Raw genomic sequence first — 15,759 nt, 5'->3', positions numbered from 1 at the left:
GGTTGGATATGACAAAAAATGAGGAGATGGGAGACATGGACGCTTGGAAGGAGAGAATGCAACAAGATGTTAGCGAACTGAAAAGCAATTACCATCTTATGAAAAAAGATGTTGAAGATTTACAGCGTAACGACATACGGCAAGACAGTCAGATTGAGTCAATGCAAGAAAAACTGAACGCTATACAAGATGATACCAATTGGATTAGACGCAAGATTACAGGTGCGTTTATAACAGCCTTAGTTACAGCTATTGTAGCCGGTATTGTAGGCATTGCGATATCTAATATATTTTAAGGGGGTGATATCATGCAACCAGCAATTGTACGATTGGTAGTATTAATCATATTGTTAGCCAATCAAGCTTTAATCACTTTGGGGTGGGAACCTTTTCCTTTTAGTGAGGAAGAAATCTATACAGGGGTATCTACTGTAGCAACTATCGTAATGACGCTATACGCTTGGTGGAAGGATAATCCAGTTTCGAGGAAAGCCCGATACAATGAGGAATATTTAAAAGAGCAAGGTCTTAAATAAAGTCAATCCAAGACGGGTTGGCTTTTTCTATTTTTAAAGGAGGAACTTATATGTCAACAGTATCAGTAAACACCTTAATTGATAGGTCAGTACGCAACATGGGAGCAGTGCACGCTGTTGTAAAAGATACAGCTATTGAAGTGATCAAAAGGGCTTATAAGGAAGGTATTAGAGTGCAAATCTCATCCGGTTATCGTTCTAATGCTGAACAACAAAAGCTGTTCAACCAAGGACGAACCACTCCAGGAAATATTGTCACCAACGCAAGACCAGGTCAATCCATGCATAACTATGGTCTAGCAGTTGATTATTTCCTAGTCAGCAAAAACGGCAAAACTGCCTTATGGGATGTCAATAAAAATTGGCGTCGTGTAGCAACTATCGCCAAGTCACTAGGATTCGAGTGGGGAGGGGATTGGTCAGGATTCAAGGACTATCCGCATCTGCAGATGACGGGCGGTTTGTCTTTATCTCAATTACAAGCTGGTAAGAAACCTAACTTAAAATCAAAGGTAGGAGGTAGCAAACCGGCACCAAGCAAGCCTAGCAAGGCTAAAATCGCTGAGGATGGTTTGTGGGGTAAAGCGACAACACGTGCATTACAGCAAGCGCTAGGCACGCCAGTAGATGGCATTATCAGCGCTCAATCTCGCAATGCTGTTACACAGGCATTAATTAGTACTGTGAGATACGGTAATGGCGGTAGCCAAATGGTACGAGCCCTGCAACGCAAAGTAGGATCAAAAGTAGATGGCTATCTCGGTCCTGCCACAATTAGAGCACTACAAAAGCACCTTGGCACACCTGTAGATGGTAAGATCAGCAATCCGTCGTTGATGGTTACACGGTTACAGCAGCGATTAAATGCAGGTACGTTTTAATTTATATTGATGTTAGCTTATGTCTATAGATATGTAGAAAACCCTCGCAGATAAGTTGCGAGGGTTCTTTTTTTATTATCTCGAATATTGAACATTCATTTTGACAGATTGGCTATATACATATCTATAATAATTAACTCTTGCTTCGGCGTCTTCTGCAAAAAAATACTTTGCTCCAGGATAAGTATTGACTTCGAACAACCACACTTTTCCGATTTTATCAATGCCTAAATCAAAGGCAAGAGCGTCAATGGAACGATTGTAAAGTGATTGGAATCTCGTAGGAAGGCTTTTGCTTAATCTGTTTAATTCTCGTTTTACAGATTCCCATTTATCATCGAATTGAGCCTTTAAAAAAGCGTTGACTTCACTCACTCCGCCACCTTGGTTTATGTTTGAAGTAATCGCGTTTCCTATGCCTATTTTGGGATAAATGCACACAGTAGACCACTTACCCTCGGCATTTTTTCGGGTATGTATTCTAACATCAAATGGATGACCTTCTCTTGTTGTAGAGTCGATATAAGGTTGACATATGTACGATCTATCAGTGATTAGTTTATTGAATTCTAAGGAAAATTCTAGTTCATTATATATAATTTCGTTCGAATCAGTTGTAATTTGATAATTTTCGTTAATCTTTTCTACCGAATACACATTTCTTCCTTGATTACTTACTGAGGGTTTTAGCAGTACTTTTCCATACAACTCCACAGCCGATTTAACGTCATTATCTGTTTCTATTGATTTATATGGAATTAGCACGTCGTTAAAATTTCCGCTCTTTTCCATCATTCGGAATACTTTTTTCTTTGATCCCAATCGTTTGGTGGTTAAAAAACCTTGTTCTTCTAAAGATTCGTATATGTGTCGGTGTCGTTCTCTCATCGGTTCGTTGTCTATCACGTCCGGATAACTCGTCTCTTTACGAATCCACTTGCCTTTAATTAAAAACTGTCCGTTAATTTTTTGCCTAGATAAATCGACATCTTCTGGTGTGAAATAGAAGAAATCTATGCCATAATGACCACACACATATGCAATCGATCTAGCTAGAAATGTCGGTTTTTCAGGAAATCTTAACATACCTACTCTCATGAAAACCCTTCCTTTCAATTGTTTACATTTATTGTATCGTATTTTTCCGATAAATACCATTGAAAATTTAATTGTTTATCTGGAATATAAAGTCGGTCAATAAAATCATGGAAGGATTTTTATGCTTTTTGTCAAATATTATGAAGAGAGGAGGGAATTGAAATGATATCACGAAAAAACAGAAATAGGTTCAGCATTGAAACAGATATAGATAGGGAAGCCGGACTTATCTTGATTAAGGCGTATGATAAGGAATTGAATCGCAATTGGTTTGTATTTGAAAATGACGTACATAAATTGAGTGAGGAACACGAGGATTTGAAACAATACATATTATTCAAGTGGCATGGTATTAAAAGTGGAAAGTATCAAGTAGAAGGTTTTGACATAGAAAACTACATTGACTTTCCACCGTTGGGATTTAAGCCTACACTTCAGTAGGCCTTTTTCCTTTTAAATCCACAGATTCAAACAAATCTTCTATAATCGTCAATACTTTCTTTCTAATCGCAGGATTATAATAACTGCGCTTTTCTTCTTTATTGTTTACGAAATAAGTATATACTGTAAAATCTCGCCTTTGACCAGAACGCTCCACTTTCAATCCATGATCTCTCATTGTTATTTTTAACACTTGTCGTTCTTCCTTCGCCATCTCTATAGCTGATTCTAACAAACGAATGTAGGGATCGCTGATACGAAATACTTGCTCATTATGAATCTTCATTAAATCGCCTTGCAGCGTCTTTATGGCCAATGACAAAAATAAATATCGGCTGATTATCTTATATTCTTCATCAGATATATACTGCATGATACTCACCCCTTACGACAAGAACGTTTGTTCTTATTATACGCTGTAAACTAAATTTAATCAATGAAAATAATTAGATTGCCCTCTCATCAGTTTTATTCATGGTATATTTAACCGTAACTACTTTTCCATAAAAAATAGGCAGTCTAATCGCTGCCTATTTGACATCTACCCACGTATTTTTTTGTCCCAACTTAGCCCCAAACTAGCCCCAAATTGATTATTTAATATGCAATATCTTGCGTTTGTGCTTTTAGGTGAATCGCATTTAAACATTGATATAACAAGGGTCAATGAATTGTTTGTTCTTTACTATACTTTTCACACTTGCTATAATGTGAAGGTGTGAATTAACTTGCGGAGGTATATTATGTGGAAAGTATACATTATTGCATTAGCTGTTATTATCGTTGATCAATTAACGAAGTGGTCTATCGTCGTTAATATGGAATTAGGAGAACGCATTCCTGTGATAGAATCGTTCTTTTACATAACGTCTCATCGCAATCAAGGAGCGGCCTGGGGAATTTTGGAGGGGCAGATGACATTTTTTTATATTATTACGGTGATTGTCATTGGTTTCATCCTTTATTATGCTTATAAACATGCAAAAGATAACAAATTCTTGGGAATAGCGCTTGGCTTCATTCTTGGAGGAACAATTGGCAACTTTATCGATCGTGTCTTTAGGCAAGAAGTGGTTGACTTCTTTGATTTCTACATTTTTAACTATAATTTCCCAATCTTTAACATAGCCGATTCCTCACTTGTTGTAGGTGTGATACTGATTTTTATCTTAACATTTATGGAGGAAAGAAATAAGAAGAAGGAGCAAACGAAATGAGCCAGTCTAAATATGTTATTCAAGAACAGGATCAAGGAGTAAGAATTGACAAGCTGCTGGTTGAAATAACAGAAGATGTGTCTCGTTCCCAAATTAAAACCTGGCTGGATCAAAAGTTAGTAACAGTCAATGGTAAACCGGTGAAAGCCAATTACAAAAGTCAACTAGGGGATGTGGTGGAATGGCAGATACCTGAACCAGAACCATTGGAAGTAGAAGCAAGAGATCTCCCCATCGATATTATTTATGAGGATAAAGACATTTTGGTTATCAATAAAACCAGCGGGATGGTCGTTCATCCGTCTGCAGGGCATCAAGAGGATACATTAGTAAATGCATTATTATATCACTGTCAAGACTTGTCAGGGATTAATGGAGTAAAACGGCCTGGGATTGTCCACCGGATTGATAAGGATACCAGTGGATTGTTAGTGGTAGCCAAACATGATCAAGCCCATGAACGGCTTGCTGAGCAGTTAAAAGATCGGAAAATCAAGCGTGAGTATCAGGCGATTGTTCATGGTGATATTCCGCATGACTTCGGGACGATCGATGCCCCGATTGGACGCAGTGAGAAAAATCGCCAGTTGATGGATGTGACCGAGAAAGGTAAGCCTGCCGTTACACACTTTGAAGTAAAAGAACGGCTGCCTGGGAATTTCACATTAATCAGCTGCAAATTAGAGACAGGACGAACCCACCAAATTCGTGTCCATATGAAATATATCGGTTATCCATTAGTTGGTGATCCAAAGTATGGGCAGCGTAAGACGATAGATGTAGATGGTCAAGCTTTGCACGCCTTTCGATTAAGCTTTCTGCATCCTATTACAGGAGAGCAGATGGAATTTGAAGCTGCACTGCCTGACAAATTTGTTAAAGTGTTGGAGAATATCCGCCAAAACTATTGACTTCAATGTCGCTTTTTGACATAATATAAACAATATCATAATGACCTTTAAAGGCAGTCCCGTGAGACTGAAAAGGAATCGGATGAGTATATGCTAGGAGTATGCTCTTAAACCCTTATTCACTTACGGTGGATAAGGGTTTTTTGTATCGAAAAGTTATCCTTAGAGGTCGATAACCAAAAGGAGTGAGGGTTTTCATGATGACCAAGAAAGCAAATGTACTCGATGCTGCTGCAATGAGACGTGCACTAACTAGAATCGCTCATGAAATCTTAGAACGAAACAAAGGGGTCGAAGGACTGATTCTTGTTGGTATCAAAACAAGGGGAGTTCCTATTGCCAAACGCCTGCAAGAACGCATTCAAGAGATTGAAGGTGTGAAGGTTCCTACCGTAGAATTAGATATCACACTTTATCGTGATGACTTATCCTATGTCGATGAGAAAAAGGAGCCGCAGCTGAATGTAAAAGAGATTAATGAACAGCTGACTGGCAAAAAGGTTATTTTGGTAGACGATGTGTTATATACTGGCAGAACGGTAAGGGCGGCGATGGATGCCGTGATGGATCAAGGCAGACCATCACAAATTCAGCTCGCTGTTTTAGTGGATAGAGGGCATCGTGAATTACCAATTAGAGCTGATTTTATTGGCAAGAATATTCCGACATCCCATAGTGAAATTATTATGGTAGAATTAGCGGAAATTGATCAGCAAGACAGTGTCAATATTTATGAAAGTGAATAAAGGACCTTTAAGCGAGTACAGAGTTGCTTGCAAGGTCGCAGCATGAGCGTGTGTGATATGACACGTTTGCCTCTCTGCGTCCTTGCAGAGAGGCTTTTTGAGTTGAATACAAATTAGAGGGGGAACAATGGATGAAGCATTTTGTGACGATGAAAGATCAATCAGAAGAAATCATACTTCAATTAGTGAAACGAGCAGATCAAATAAGTCAAAAAGGGATTCCTCCTTTAGAAAAACAATATTTCGCTGCCAATCTGTTCTTTGAACCGAGTACACGTACAAAGATGAGCTTTATTGTAGCTGAGCGCAGATTGGGAATTGAGCCACTTGATTTTATGGCAGAGACATCGAGTGTATTAAAAGGAGAGAGCATATATGATACAGCGAAAACCTTTGAATCCATCGGTGCTAATTTTATTGTGATTAGACATACTCAAGAGAATGTAGCAAGTCAGCTGGCCAGGTCACTGAATATTCCAGTGATTAATGCTGGTGACGGAACGGGTGAACACCCAACACAATGCTTATTAGATCTAGTCACGATTTATCAGGAATTACAACAATTTAAGGGTTTGAAAATAGTGATTGCAGGGGATATAAAACACAGTCGTGTCGCTAGATCGAATGCATTTGCATTATCTACATTGGGCTGTGAGGTATTACTGACAGGTAAAGAAGAATGGCGGGATGACCGTCTGCCTTACCGATATGTGACCATGGATGAAGCTGTTGAAATTGCAGATGTCTTGATGTTGTTAAGAATCCAGCATGAACGACACGATCAACATATGGTACTAGATCAGGAAAGCTACTTAAATAAATATGGCCTTACAATAGATAGAGAGGCTAGAATGAAAGATCATGCCGTTATTTTACACCCAGCTCCTGTTAATAGAGGTGTAGAAATAGATAGCAGTTTAGTAGAATGCTCACGATCCAGAATCTTTAAACAGATGCAGAATGGTGTGGCAGCAAGAATGGCAGTTATAGAATCACTTATAGAGGATGTTCAAAAAGTCCAATAAAAATGACACGGCGAATGTCGGAGTTGGCGGTAGGGGAGCTTCTACTAAGATCACCCACATCGTGTGGGTAACGTAGAAGTCAACACCTCCTGTGCAAGTCCGCTACTCACGTATTAAAAGCATACGCTCCGTGGCTCAAAGTCTGCGCCGCCTTGAACTTCTTGGTCCTTTTTACCGAACTTTTTGAACAGTCACTTATAAACTAAGGAGGAAATAACCATGAAAAAGCTTGTAAAAAATGTAAATCGTATCTTAGATAACGGAAGTATCGAACCAGTAGAGATCCTTATGGATGGCAATGTGATTCAAGCAATTGGGCAAGACTTATCCGCAGAACAGGCGGAAGTTATTGATGGAAAAGGCCATGTCGTTGTCCCTGGATTTGTAGATGTTCATGTTCACTTAAGAGAGCCTGGCGGAGAAGCAAAAGAAACGATTGCAACAGGTACAAAGGCTGCTGCCCGCGGCGGATATACGACGGTATGTGCAATGCCAAATACACAGCCAACACCAGATTCCGTGGAGGTCTTAAATCAAGTGAAACAAAGAATTAAGGATACAGCATTTATTCGTGTGTTACCATATGCCTCCATAACGCAGCGGTTAGTTGGTGAGACATTAACAGATATGAAAGCATTAAAAGAAGCTGGGGCATTTGCTTATACCGATGATGGAGTTGGTGTGCAATCCGCTGATATGATGTTACAAGCAATGGAACGAGCGGCAGCCATTAATATGCCGATCGTGGCTCATTGTGAAGAAAATACGTTAATCCATGATGGTGTCATGCATGATGGTGAAGTAAGCAAGAAACTGGGACTGCCAGGCATCCCGTCAATTTGTGAATCAGTACAAATTGCCAGAGATGTCTTGCTGGCAGAAGCGGCAAATTGCCATTATCATGTTTGTCACGTCAGTACAAAAGAATCTGTTCGGGTGATTCGTGACGCCAAGAAGGCAGGTATCCGAGTGACAGCTGAGGTAACCCCGCACCATTTATTATTAGATGAACAGGCGATCTATGAAGATGACGCAAATTTTAAAATGAATCCACCATTACGGGCACAAGAAGATAAACAAGCATTAATTGACGGCTTATTAGACGGCACTATCGACTTTATTGCAACCGATCATGCCCCACATACCGAGGCAGAAAAGGCAAATGGAATGGGAGAGGCACCATTTGGGATAGTGGGATTTGAAACAGCTTTTTCCCTATTACACACTCATTTAGTCAAGAAAGGTGTCTTTAGCTTAAAACAATTAATTGATTGGCTGACGGTAAAACCTGCCGATACATTTAACTTGCCATATGGCCGCATCGAAGTTGGTCATTCCGCTGATTTAACATTGCTTGATTTAGAAACAGAAACAACAATTGATAAACAAACATTTGAATCTAAAGGGAAGAATACACCTTTTGACAGCTGGAAAGTAACAGGAAAACCAGTTATGACCATTTATCAAGGGGACAAGGTCTACGAGGAGGTAACAGAATGAAAAGACAGCTAATATTAGAAGATGGTACAATTTTTAATGGTGAGGCATTTGGCTCACTGGAAGAAAGTATAGGAGAAGTCGTTTTTAACACGGGTATGACTGGTTATCAAGAGACTTTATCAGACCCATCTTACTGCGGACAAATTGTTACGATGACTTATCCGTTGATTGGGAACTATGGAATTAATCGTGATGACTTTGAGACCATCACCCCATCCATCTTTGGCTTTGTTGTAAAAGAATATTGTGATTCGCCGTCTAACTTTCGCAGTGACGAGAATTTAGATTCTTTTCTAAAAGCAAATAATATTCCAGGTATTTCGGGTATTGATACACGAAAATTAACAAAAATTCTTCGAAAATATGGAACAATGAAAGGAATTATTACCAAGGCAGGGGCTACAGATGAGCGTGCAAGTGAAAAGCTGGCCCAAGCCATCCCTCTGACTAATCAGGTTGAAATGGTTTCCACTTTGAAACCATATGTATCCCCGGGCAGAGGCTATCGAATTGTGTTGGTGGACTTTGGGATGAAGCACGGTATTCTGCGTGAACTGACAAAGCGTAACTGTCACGTAACGGTTGTTCCTTATAACTATAGTGCTGAGAATATCATGCGCTTAAAGCCGGATGGCATTATGTTGACAAATGGTCCAGGAAATCCGAAAAATGTACCAGAAGCGATTGAGATGATTAAAGAAGTGATCCCGCATATTCCGGTGTTCGGCATTTGCTTAGGCCATCAATTGTTAGCTCTGGCATGTGGTGCGAATACAGACCGTCTCAAGTTTGGTCACCGCGGTTCCAACCATCCAGTTTATGATTTTGAAACATCACGTACTTACTTGACATCACAGAATCATGGTTATGCCGTTACTAAGGCATCGATTGAATTAACGGATTTAGAATTAACACAGATTGCTTTGAATGATAAAACGGTAGAAGGGGTAAAACACAAAGAATATCCAGCTTTCTCTGTTCAATATCACCCAGAAGCGTCTCCTGGTCCAGATGATACCAATTATCTTTTTGATCGTTTTATGAAGAACATCAAAAACTTCAAAGCACAGAAGGAGGAAGTCTAATGCCAAAAAGAACAGATATCGAAAAGATTTTAGTGATTGGTTCAGGACCAATTGTTATTGGACAAGCAGCCGAATTTGATTATTCCGGAACACAGGCTTGTCAATCGTTAAAAGAAGAAGGCTACACAGTGATCTTAGCCAACTCCAACCCAGCAACAATTATGACCGATCATACGATTGCTGATACCGTGTATATGGAGCCATTAACGGTAGAATTCCTTTCAAAAATTATCCGTAAAGAGCGTCCGGATGCGGTATTGACAACATTGGGGGGACAAACAGGCTTAAATCTGGCTGTTGCTTTAGATGAATCTGGTATTTTGGCAGAATATAATGTCGAGCTGCTAGGTTCTAAGTTAGATGCGATTCAACGTGCGGAAGACCGTGAAAAATTCAGGACCTTGATGAATGAAATCAATGAACCTGTACCTGAAAGCCAGATTGTGACTACCGTAGAAGAAGCACTGACATTTGCAGATGAAATTGGTTTTCCTTTAATTGTACGTCCAGCCTATACTCTAGGTGGAACTGGCGGCGGTATGTGCTACAACGAACAAGAATTAAAACAGATTACTCAGAATGGTTTAACATTATCACCTGTGAGTCAATGTTTGATTGAGAGAAATATTGCCGGTTTTAAAGAAATTGAATATGAAGTAATGCGAGACAAAAATGACCAAGCAATTGTGGTATGTAATATGGAAAATATTGATCCAGTAGGAATCCATACGGGCGATTCCATCGTAGTTGCGCCGTCTCAAACCCTTAGTGATCGTGAATACCAAATGCTGCGTTCAGCGTCCTTGAAGATTATTCGTGCTTTGGAAATTGAAGGTGGCTGTAATGTTCAATTAGCACTGGATCCATACAGCTTCCAGTATTATGTGATTGAAGTAAACCCACGGGTAAGCCGTTCATCTGCGCTTGCTTCTAAGGCGACAGGCTATCCAATCGCCAAGATTGCTGCCAAAATTGCAATCGGTATGACATTAGATGAAATTATGAATCCAATTACGGAAACGACTTATGCCTGCTATGAGCCGGCCTTAGATTATGTGGTAACTAAATTCCCGCGTTTTCCTTTTGATAAATTCGTGCTTGGTAACCGTACCTTAGGAACACAAATGAAGGCAACAGGAGAAGTTATGGCGATTGGCCGCAACTTTGAGGAATCATTATTAAAAGGCATCCGTTCACTGGATATCAGTGGTGAAGATTTCTATTTGGATAAGCTAGAAAATGTGGAAATAAACGAATTAAAAGAACGTCTCGTTAAGGCAGATGATGAGCGAATCTATATCCTGGCAGAAGTGCTAAGACGCGGTATGTCTGTCGAGGAAATCTTTAACTTAACGAAAATAGACCACTTTTTCTTGGATAAATTAAAAAGAATTATCGATTTTGAAACCAGATTAGCTGATATCCCGCAAAATGTGGATGTCTTGCGAGAAGCAAAAACACTCGGATTCTCTGATACACAAATTGCTCGTGTTTGGAATGTGGATGTTGATGATGTATATCAATTGCGTAAAACAGAGAATATCGTGCCCGTATACAAAATGGTTGACACTTGTGCCGCTGAATTTGAATCAGCAACTCCATATTTCTACAGTTCTTATGAAGAAGAAAATGAATCTGCAGTTTCTGATCGTAAGAAGGTCATTGTCATCGGTTCTGGCCCAATCCGAATCGGTCAAGGGATCGAGTTTGATTATGCAACGGTACACTCTGTCTTGGCATTAAAAGAATCTGGTTACGAAGCAATTATTATGAATAGCAACCCGGAAACAGTTTCTACTGACTTTAGTGTATCTGATAAGTTATATTTTGAGCCGCTAACATTAGAAGATGTTATGCACGTAGTGGAACTTGAGAAGCCAGAAGGGGTTATTGTTCAATTTGGCGGTCAAACAGCGATTAACTTGGCTGAAGGTCTGGAACGAAGAGGTGTCAAGATCCTTGGTACACCTTTAGCAGCCATTGATACGGCAGAAGACCGTGACAAGTTTGAACATTTGCTGCAAGAACTGCAAATACCACAGCCGCAAGGAAAAAGTGTGCGTCAATTGATACAAGCCAAAGAGGCAGCTGCTTCAATCGGTTATCCAGTCTTGGTACGTCCATCTTACGTTATTGGCGGCAGTCAGATGGAAATTGTTTATAATGAAGAAGAGTTAGAAAGCTACTTAGCAAAAACAAATCATATAAAGCATAAACACCCTGTATTAATTGACAAATATTTAACTGGAATTGAAGTGGAAGTAGACGCGATTAGTGATGGAGAAACAACGATTATTCCAGGTGTTATGGAGCATATCGAACGTGCCGGTGTACACTCTGGGGATTCGATTGCCGTTTACCCAACCCAGCGTCTATCAGAAGAAATTAAACAGAAATGTGTGGATACCACCATTAAAATTGCCGAAAAATTAGGCGTAAAAGGTCTGATTAATATTCAATTTGTTGTACACAAGAATGAAGTGTATGTGCTAGAGGTAAATCCAAGAGCAAGCCGTACGATTCCATTCTTAAGTAAGATTACAGGTGTAACAATGGCTAATTTGGCAACACGCTGTATTGTCGGTGAGTCCCTTGCTGATTTAGGCTATGAGAATGGATTACTTCCTGAACCAGCAACCGTTTCTGTAAAAGTACCTGTCTTCTCGTTTGAAAAACTAAGAAGTGTGGATACAATGCTTGGGCCAGAAATGAAATCAACCGGAGAAGCAATTGGACGAGACCGCACCTTGGAAAAAGCATTATATAAAGGTTTAACAGCTTCCGGTTTGAAGGTGCCAATGGGTGGTGCAGTCCTTATTACTGTAGCAGATAAAGATAAGGAAGAAGCGATCCAAATTGCCAAACGATTCTTTGAATTAGGGTTCCACCTATATGCAACAAAGGGAACTGCTAAGGCAATCCGTGATATTAACCTTCCAGTGACCGAAGTAGGAAAAGTTGGAGCAGAAGGTAAAAATGTTATTTCCATTATTGAGCAAGGCGAAGTACAAGTGGTAGTGAACTCCTTAACATCTGGTAAGAAACCTCATTCTGATGGTTTCCGTATTCGCCGGGAAGCCGTTGAACATGGTATTGCTTGTTTAACTAGTCTGGATACAGCAGAGGCGATTGTGAATGTCATTGATTCAACAACATTTACTGCGAAACCAGCAGTGGAAGGGAAGGCTATTGTACTGTGATAACCAAACAATTATTGGAAATTCAAAGCCATTTGCAGATTGCAGCGGACACATTTGAAGTCGTGTTAAAATCGCCATTGGCAGAAGAACTGCGGCCAGGCCAATTTGTGCATATTGCCTTAAAGCATCATATGCTGCGCAGGCCGGTATCGGTGGCAGGTGTAGATCTAGAGGCCGGGACATTTACGGTAATTTTCAAGATATTTGGTGAAGGTACAAGGGTGTTAAGCACGTATCAAGCTGGGGATCAATTAGATGTGATTTTGCCATGCGGCACCTATTACCCAATTGATCAGTTAGATGTAAAACAAGCCTTGATAGTAGGTGGGGGAATCGGAGTTCCTCCTCTGTACTATCTTGCCAAAACCTTGAAAGAAAAAGGGGTAGAAATCACCAGTATTCTAGGATTTCAAACAAAGGATCAAATTTTTTATGAAGAGAAATTCCAAGCAATAGGTGATACTTATATCGCTACAAACGATGGCAGCTATGGTACACAAGGCTTTGTAACAGATATTATTGAAAAAGTTAATCCAAGCTTTGATTACTTCTTTTCTTGCGGGCCAACACCAATGCTGAAGGCAGTCTCTAATCAATTAGCCGCCCATAACGGTTATATTTCATTAGAGGAGCGGATGGGCTGTGGTGTCGGAACTTGCTATGCTTGTGTAGTGCCGCTTAAAGAAGACCCACAGAAATCGAAGAAGATTTGTAAAGACGGCCCGGTGTTTAAGGCAAATGAGGTGATCTTAGGATGAGTTTAACGACAAATTTACCAGGCTTATCATTAAAAAACCCTGTCATGCCGGCTTCTGGCTGCTTCGGTTTTGGTAAGGAATACAGTCAATTTTATGATTTAAGTAAATTAGGTGCGATCATCGTGAAAGCAGCGACTGGCGAGGCTCGTTATGGCAATCCAACTCCAAGGGTCGCTGAAACAGCCAGCGGCATGCTGAATGCGATTGGTTTGCAGAACCCAGGGGTAAAAAGCATAGTGGACGAGGAATTACCTTTCCTGCGTTCATTCGATACCCCTGTTATTGCCAATGTAGCAGGAAGTACGGTCGAAGAGTATGTAAAAGTTACCAAAGAACTGAATCGCTCGGAAGACATTGCCGCAATCGAGTTAAATATTTCCTGCCCTAATGTAAAAGAAGGCGGTGTTCAGTTTGGCACTGACCCAGAACTAGCGAAAGAGGTGACTGCTCAGGTTAAGGAAGCCAGTGATTACCCCGTCTATGTCAAATTGTCACCGAATGTATCGAATATTGTCGAGATGGCTAAAACAGTTGCTGAAGCCGGTGCAGACGGTCTCTCCATGATTAATACCTTAACTGGTATGCAAATTAACTTGAAACAACGGAAGCCGATTATTGCCAATAAAACGGGTGGATTATCTGGACCAGCGATTAAGCCGATTGCGATTCGAATGATTTATGAAGTACGCCAAGCAGTAGATATTTCAATTATCGGAATGGGCGGCATCATGACAGCTGATGACGTGTTAGAATTTTTATTGGCAGGTGCCAATGCAGTGGCAGTCGGAACAGCTAATTTCCAGAATCCGATGGCATGTCCTGAAATTATAGATGCTTTGCCAGCAGTTCTGGAGAAATACGGATTCAGCTCGGTAGAAGAAGCAATCGGGAAGGGGCATATCGGATGAAGCAGCCATTTTTTGTAGCATTAGATTTTCGTACGGCTCAAGAAGCACAAGATTTTATTACCCAGCATCAACTGGAAGGAGTTCCTGTTAAAGTTGGGATGGAACTATTTTATCGTGAGGGGCGTACCATGATTGATTGGTTAAGAGCTCATGGTCACCCTATTTTCTTAGACTTGAAGCTTCACGATATCCCAACTACAGTCGAAAAGGCGATGTTTAATCTAGCAGATCTGGGCGTAGACATCGTAAATGTCCATGCAGCCGGGGGCACCAAAATGATTCAGGCAGCGAAAAGAGGCTTAGCTGCCGGTGCCAAAACGAAGATTCCAAAGTTAATCGCGGTAACAGTACTTACGTCTATGGATCAATTTACTTTAGAAAACGAGCTATATGTGAAACAGCCATTAGAAGAGGCTGTAAAGCGTCTAGCCTTGCTAACGAAGGAAAGCGAAGCAGATGGTGTGGTGTGTTCTGCCCATGAAGTACCGATTATAAAGGAGACATGCGGCGAAGACTTTTTGACTGTTACACCAGGAATTCGTCTGTTAGATTCCAGTAAAGATGATCAGCAGCGTGTGGCAACACCACAGTTAGCCAAGCAATTAGGAGCCGACTATCTGGTAATTGGCAGAAGTATTACCCAGGCAGCCAATCCAAAAGAAAATTATCAACGAGTAACAGAGGAGTGGAATAATGGTTAAAGCGACAGAGATGGCAAATGCTTTATATGAAATAGAGGCAATTCAAATTCGTCCCGATCGTTCTTTTGTTTGGACATCCGGTATTCATTCACCGATTTATTGTGATAATCGGTTAACGATGTCATATCCAAAGGTAAGAAAACAAATTGCAGAACAATTTGCGGCGCTTATTGAAGAGATGGATGAGAAGCCAGATGTGATTGCCGGCTGTGCGACAGCAGGTATTCCTCATGCAGCATGGTTAGCGGAATATTTAGATTTGCCGATGGTGTATGTGCGTTCCAAGCCTAAAGGCCATGGCAAAGGCAACCAAATCGAAGGGAAAATTCAACCGGGGGATAAGGTGATTGTGATTGAAGACCTTATTTCTACCGGAGGTTCTTCTTTGCAAAGTGCCTTAGTACTTCAAGAAGCCGGTGCAGCAGTATTAGGTGTATTAGCTATCTTCAGCTATGGACTAACCAAAGCAGATGAGCAATTTGCCACTGCGAAGATTCCATTCCAAACGATTACAAACTTTAATATTCTGGCTGATGCATTAGTAGAAAAAGGGGAAATAACCGAAGCAGAGAAACTAGATTTATTAGCATGGCGCGATGACCTTGGGAAATCATAAATGAAATATTTCCCGGGCAACCGCATAAAATAGGGTAATTCATCAAATGGAGCCAAAAATCGGCTCCGTTTTTTGTTTTGTAGTAGAAGGAAACAGATTTGGCATTGAATCTGTCGTTTTATGCAATATTTGAACA

At 40.4% G+C, this 15,759-nt stretch carries 17 protein-coding genes; 15 read left to right on the top strand and 2 right to left on the bottom strand.

Going from position 1 to position 15,759, the window contains the following annotated elements:
* Positions 1-8: 8 nt before the first annotated feature.
* The 3 genes from JOD18_RS16870 (at position 9) to JOD18_RS24655 (ending at position 1,417) form a co-directional block, all read left to right on the top strand.
* A complete protein-coding gene (locus tag JOD18_RS16870; protein WP_204670288.1) occupies positions 9-296 on the top strand; it encodes a hemolysin XhlA family protein in 288 nt (95 codons plus the stop codon).
* Between the two features lie 12 nt (positions 297-308).
* Positions 309-536, top strand: a complete 228-nt coding sequence (locus tag JOD18_RS16865) for a phage holin (RefSeq protein ID WP_204670287.1) — start codon at positions 309-311, stop codon at positions 534-536.
* A 98-nt stretch (positions 537-634) separates the two neighbouring features.
* A complete protein-coding gene (locus JOD18_RS24655) occupies positions 635-1,417 on the top strand; it encodes a M15 family metallopeptidase (RefSeq protein WP_275583033.1) in 783 nt (260 codons plus the stop codon).
* Between the two features lie 75 nt (positions 1,418-1,492).
* Here the strand turns inward: JOD18_RS24655 and JOD18_RS16855 are convergent, their stop codons facing one another.
* Entirely contained in the window at positions 1,493-2,515 is a 1,023-nt protein-coding gene (locus JOD18_RS16855; protein ID WP_204670285.1) for a YheC/YheD family protein, read from the bottom strand.
* 162 nt (positions 2,516-2,677) lie between these two features.
* Between JOD18_RS16855 and JOD18_RS16850 the strand changes: the two genes are divergently transcribed.
* Positions 2,678-2,956, top strand: a complete 279-nt coding sequence (locus tag JOD18_RS16850) for a hypothetical protein (RefSeq protein ID WP_204670284.1) — start codon at positions 2,678-2,680, stop codon at positions 2,954-2,956.
* On the opposite strand, the gene JOD18_RS16845 is transcribed toward JOD18_RS16850, so the two are convergent.
* Positions 2,943-3,329, bottom strand: a complete 387-nt coding sequence (locus JOD18_RS16845; RefSeq protein ID WP_204670283.1) for a YhjD family protein — start codon at positions 3,327-3,329, stop codon at positions 2,943-2,945. The genes JOD18_RS16850 and JOD18_RS16845 overlap by 14 nt on opposite strands.
* 370 nt (positions 3,330-3,699) lie before the next feature.
* On the opposite strand from JOD18_RS16845, the gene lspA reads away from it, so the two are divergent.
* From lspA to pyrE, 11 genes are all read left to right on the top strand, one after another.
* Positions 3,700-4,173 carry a signal peptidase II gene (gene lspA, locus JOD18_RS16840; RefSeq protein ID WP_204670282.1) on the top strand — a complete coding sequence of 158 codons (474 nt, stop codon included), beginning with the start codon at positions 3,700-3,702 and terminating at the stop codon, positions 4,171-4,173.
* Entirely contained in the window at positions 4,170-5,084 is a 915-nt protein-coding gene (locus tag JOD18_RS16835; protein ID WP_204670281.1) for an RluA family pseudouridine synthase, read from the top strand. The genes lspA and JOD18_RS16835 overlap by 4 nt, the downstream gene beginning before the upstream one ends.
* A gap of 200 nt (positions 5,085-5,284) precedes the next feature.
* Complete coding sequence (gene pyrR, locus JOD18_RS16830) at positions 5,285-5,830, top strand: bifunctional pyr operon transcriptional regulator/uracil phosphoribosyltransferase PyrR (RefSeq protein WP_204670311.1); 546 nt, start codon at positions 5,285-5,287, stop codon at positions 5,828-5,830.
* A 131-nt stretch (positions 5,831-5,961) separates the two neighbouring features.
* Positions 5,962-6,855, top strand: coding sequence for an aspartate carbamoyltransferase catalytic subunit (locus JOD18_RS16825; protein ID WP_204670280.1), 894 nt, complete (start codon positions 5,962-5,964; stop codon positions 6,853-6,855).
* Positions 6,856-7,074: 219 nt separating this feature from the next.
* On the top strand, positions 7,075-8,355 hold the full coding sequence (locus JOD18_RS16820; protein ID WP_204670279.1) for a dihydroorotase: 1,281 nt from the start codon (positions 7,075-7,077) through the stop codon (positions 8,353-8,355).
* Positions 8,352-9,440, top strand: a complete 1,089-nt coding sequence (locus tag JOD18_RS16815; RefSeq protein ID WP_204670278.1) for a carbamoyl phosphate synthase small subunit — start codon at positions 8,352-8,354, stop codon at positions 9,438-9,440. Before JOD18_RS16820 ends, JOD18_RS16815 begins: the two co-directional genes overlap by 4 nt.
* Positions 9,440-12,640 (top strand): carbamoyl-phosphate synthase large subunit, encoded by a 3,201-nt coding sequence (carB, locus tag JOD18_RS16810; protein WP_204670277.1) that lies wholly within the window; start codon positions 9,440-9,442, stop codon positions 12,638-12,640. Before JOD18_RS16815 ends, carB begins: the two co-directional genes overlap by 1 nt.
* Positions 12,637-13,398, top strand: a complete 762-nt coding sequence (locus JOD18_RS16805) for a dihydroorotate dehydrogenase electron transfer subunit (RefSeq protein WP_204670276.1) — start codon at positions 12,637-12,639, stop codon at positions 13,396-13,398. The genes carB and JOD18_RS16805 overlap by 4 nt, the downstream gene beginning before the upstream one ends.
* A complete protein-coding gene (locus JOD18_RS16800) occupies positions 13,395-14,306 on the top strand; it encodes a dihydroorotate dehydrogenase (protein WP_204670275.1) in 912 nt (303 codons plus the stop codon). The genes JOD18_RS16805 and JOD18_RS16800 overlap by 4 nt, the downstream gene beginning before the upstream one ends.
* Entirely contained in the window at positions 14,303-15,007 is a 705-nt protein-coding gene (pyrF, locus tag JOD18_RS16795; RefSeq protein ID WP_204670274.1) for an orotidine-5'-phosphate decarboxylase, read from the top strand. The genes JOD18_RS16800 and pyrF overlap by 4 nt, the downstream gene beginning before the upstream one ends.
* Positions 15,000-15,623: an orotate phosphoribosyltransferase gene (gene pyrE / locus JOD18_RS16790; RefSeq protein ID WP_204670273.1), complete on the top strand. Its 624-nt coding sequence runs from the start codon at positions 15,000-15,002 to the stop codon at positions 15,621-15,623. Before pyrF ends, pyrE begins: the two co-directional genes overlap by 8 nt.
* Positions 15,624-15,759 lie beyond the last annotated feature (136 nt).

Origin of the sequence: Gracilibacillus alcaliphilus (genome assembly GCF_016909015.1) — a bacterium.
In the GTDB taxonomy this organism is placed as follows: Bacteria; Bacillota; Bacilli; order Bacillales; family Amphibacillaceae; genus Gracilibacillus; species Gracilibacillus alcaliphilus.
This window is presented reverse-complemented; position numbering and strand designations above follow the sequence as displayed.

Coding starts and splice junctions, on each gene's coding strand:
- JOD18_RS16870 (WP_204670288.1), top strand. CDS start 9: ATGACAAAAAATGAGGAGATGGGAGACATGGACGCTTGGAAGGAGAGA.
- JOD18_RS16865 (WP_204670287.1), top strand. CDS start 309: ATGCAACCAGCAATTGTACGATTGGTAGTATTAATCATATTGTTAGCC.
- JOD18_RS24655 (WP_275583033.1), top strand. CDS start 635: ATGGGAGCAGTGCACGCTGTTGTAAAAGATACAGCTATTGAAGTGATC.
- JOD18_RS16855 (WP_204670285.1), bottom strand. CDS start 2,515: ATGAGAGTAGGTATGTTAAGATTTCCTGAAAAACCGACATTTCTAGCT.
- JOD18_RS16850 (WP_204670284.1), top strand. CDS start 2,678: ATGATATCACGAAAAAACAGAAATAGGTTCAGCATTGAAACAGATATA.
- JOD18_RS16845 (WP_204670283.1), bottom strand. CDS start 3,329: ATGCAGTATATATCTGATGAAGAATATAAGATAATCAGCCGATATTTA.
- lspA (WP_204670282.1), top strand. CDS start 3,700: ATGTGGAAAGTATACATTATTGCATTAGCTGTTATTATCGTTGATCAA.
- JOD18_RS16835 (WP_204670281.1), top strand. CDS start 4,170: ATGAGCCAGTCTAAATATGTTATTCAAGAACAGGATCAAGGAGTAAGA.
- pyrR (WP_204670311.1), top strand. CDS start 5,285: ATGACCAAGAAAGCAAATGTACTCGATGCTGCTGCAATGAGACGTGCA.
- JOD18_RS16825 (WP_204670280.1), top strand. CDS start 5,962: ATGAAGCATTTTGTGACGATGAAAGATCAATCAGAAGAAATCATACTT.
- JOD18_RS16820 (WP_204670279.1), top strand. CDS start 7,075: ATGAAAAAGCTTGTAAAAAATGTAAATCGTATCTTAGATAACGGAAGT.
- JOD18_RS16815 (WP_204670278.1), top strand. CDS start 8,352: ATGAAAAGACAGCTAATATTAGAAGATGGTACAATTTTTAATGGTGAG.
- carB (WP_204670277.1), top strand. CDS start 9,440: ATGCCAAAAAGAACAGATATCGAAAAGATTTTAGTGATTGGTTCAGGA.
- JOD18_RS16800 (WP_204670275.1), top strand. CDS start 13,395: ATGAGTTTAACGACAAATTTACCAGGCTTATCATTAAAAAACCCTGTC.
- pyrF (WP_204670274.1), top strand. CDS start 14,303: ATGAAGCAGCCATTTTTTGTAGCATTAGATTTTCGTACGGCTCAAGAA.
- pyrE (WP_204670273.1), top strand. CDS start 15,000: ATGGTTAAAGCGACAGAGATGGCAAATGCTTTATATGAAATAGAGGCA.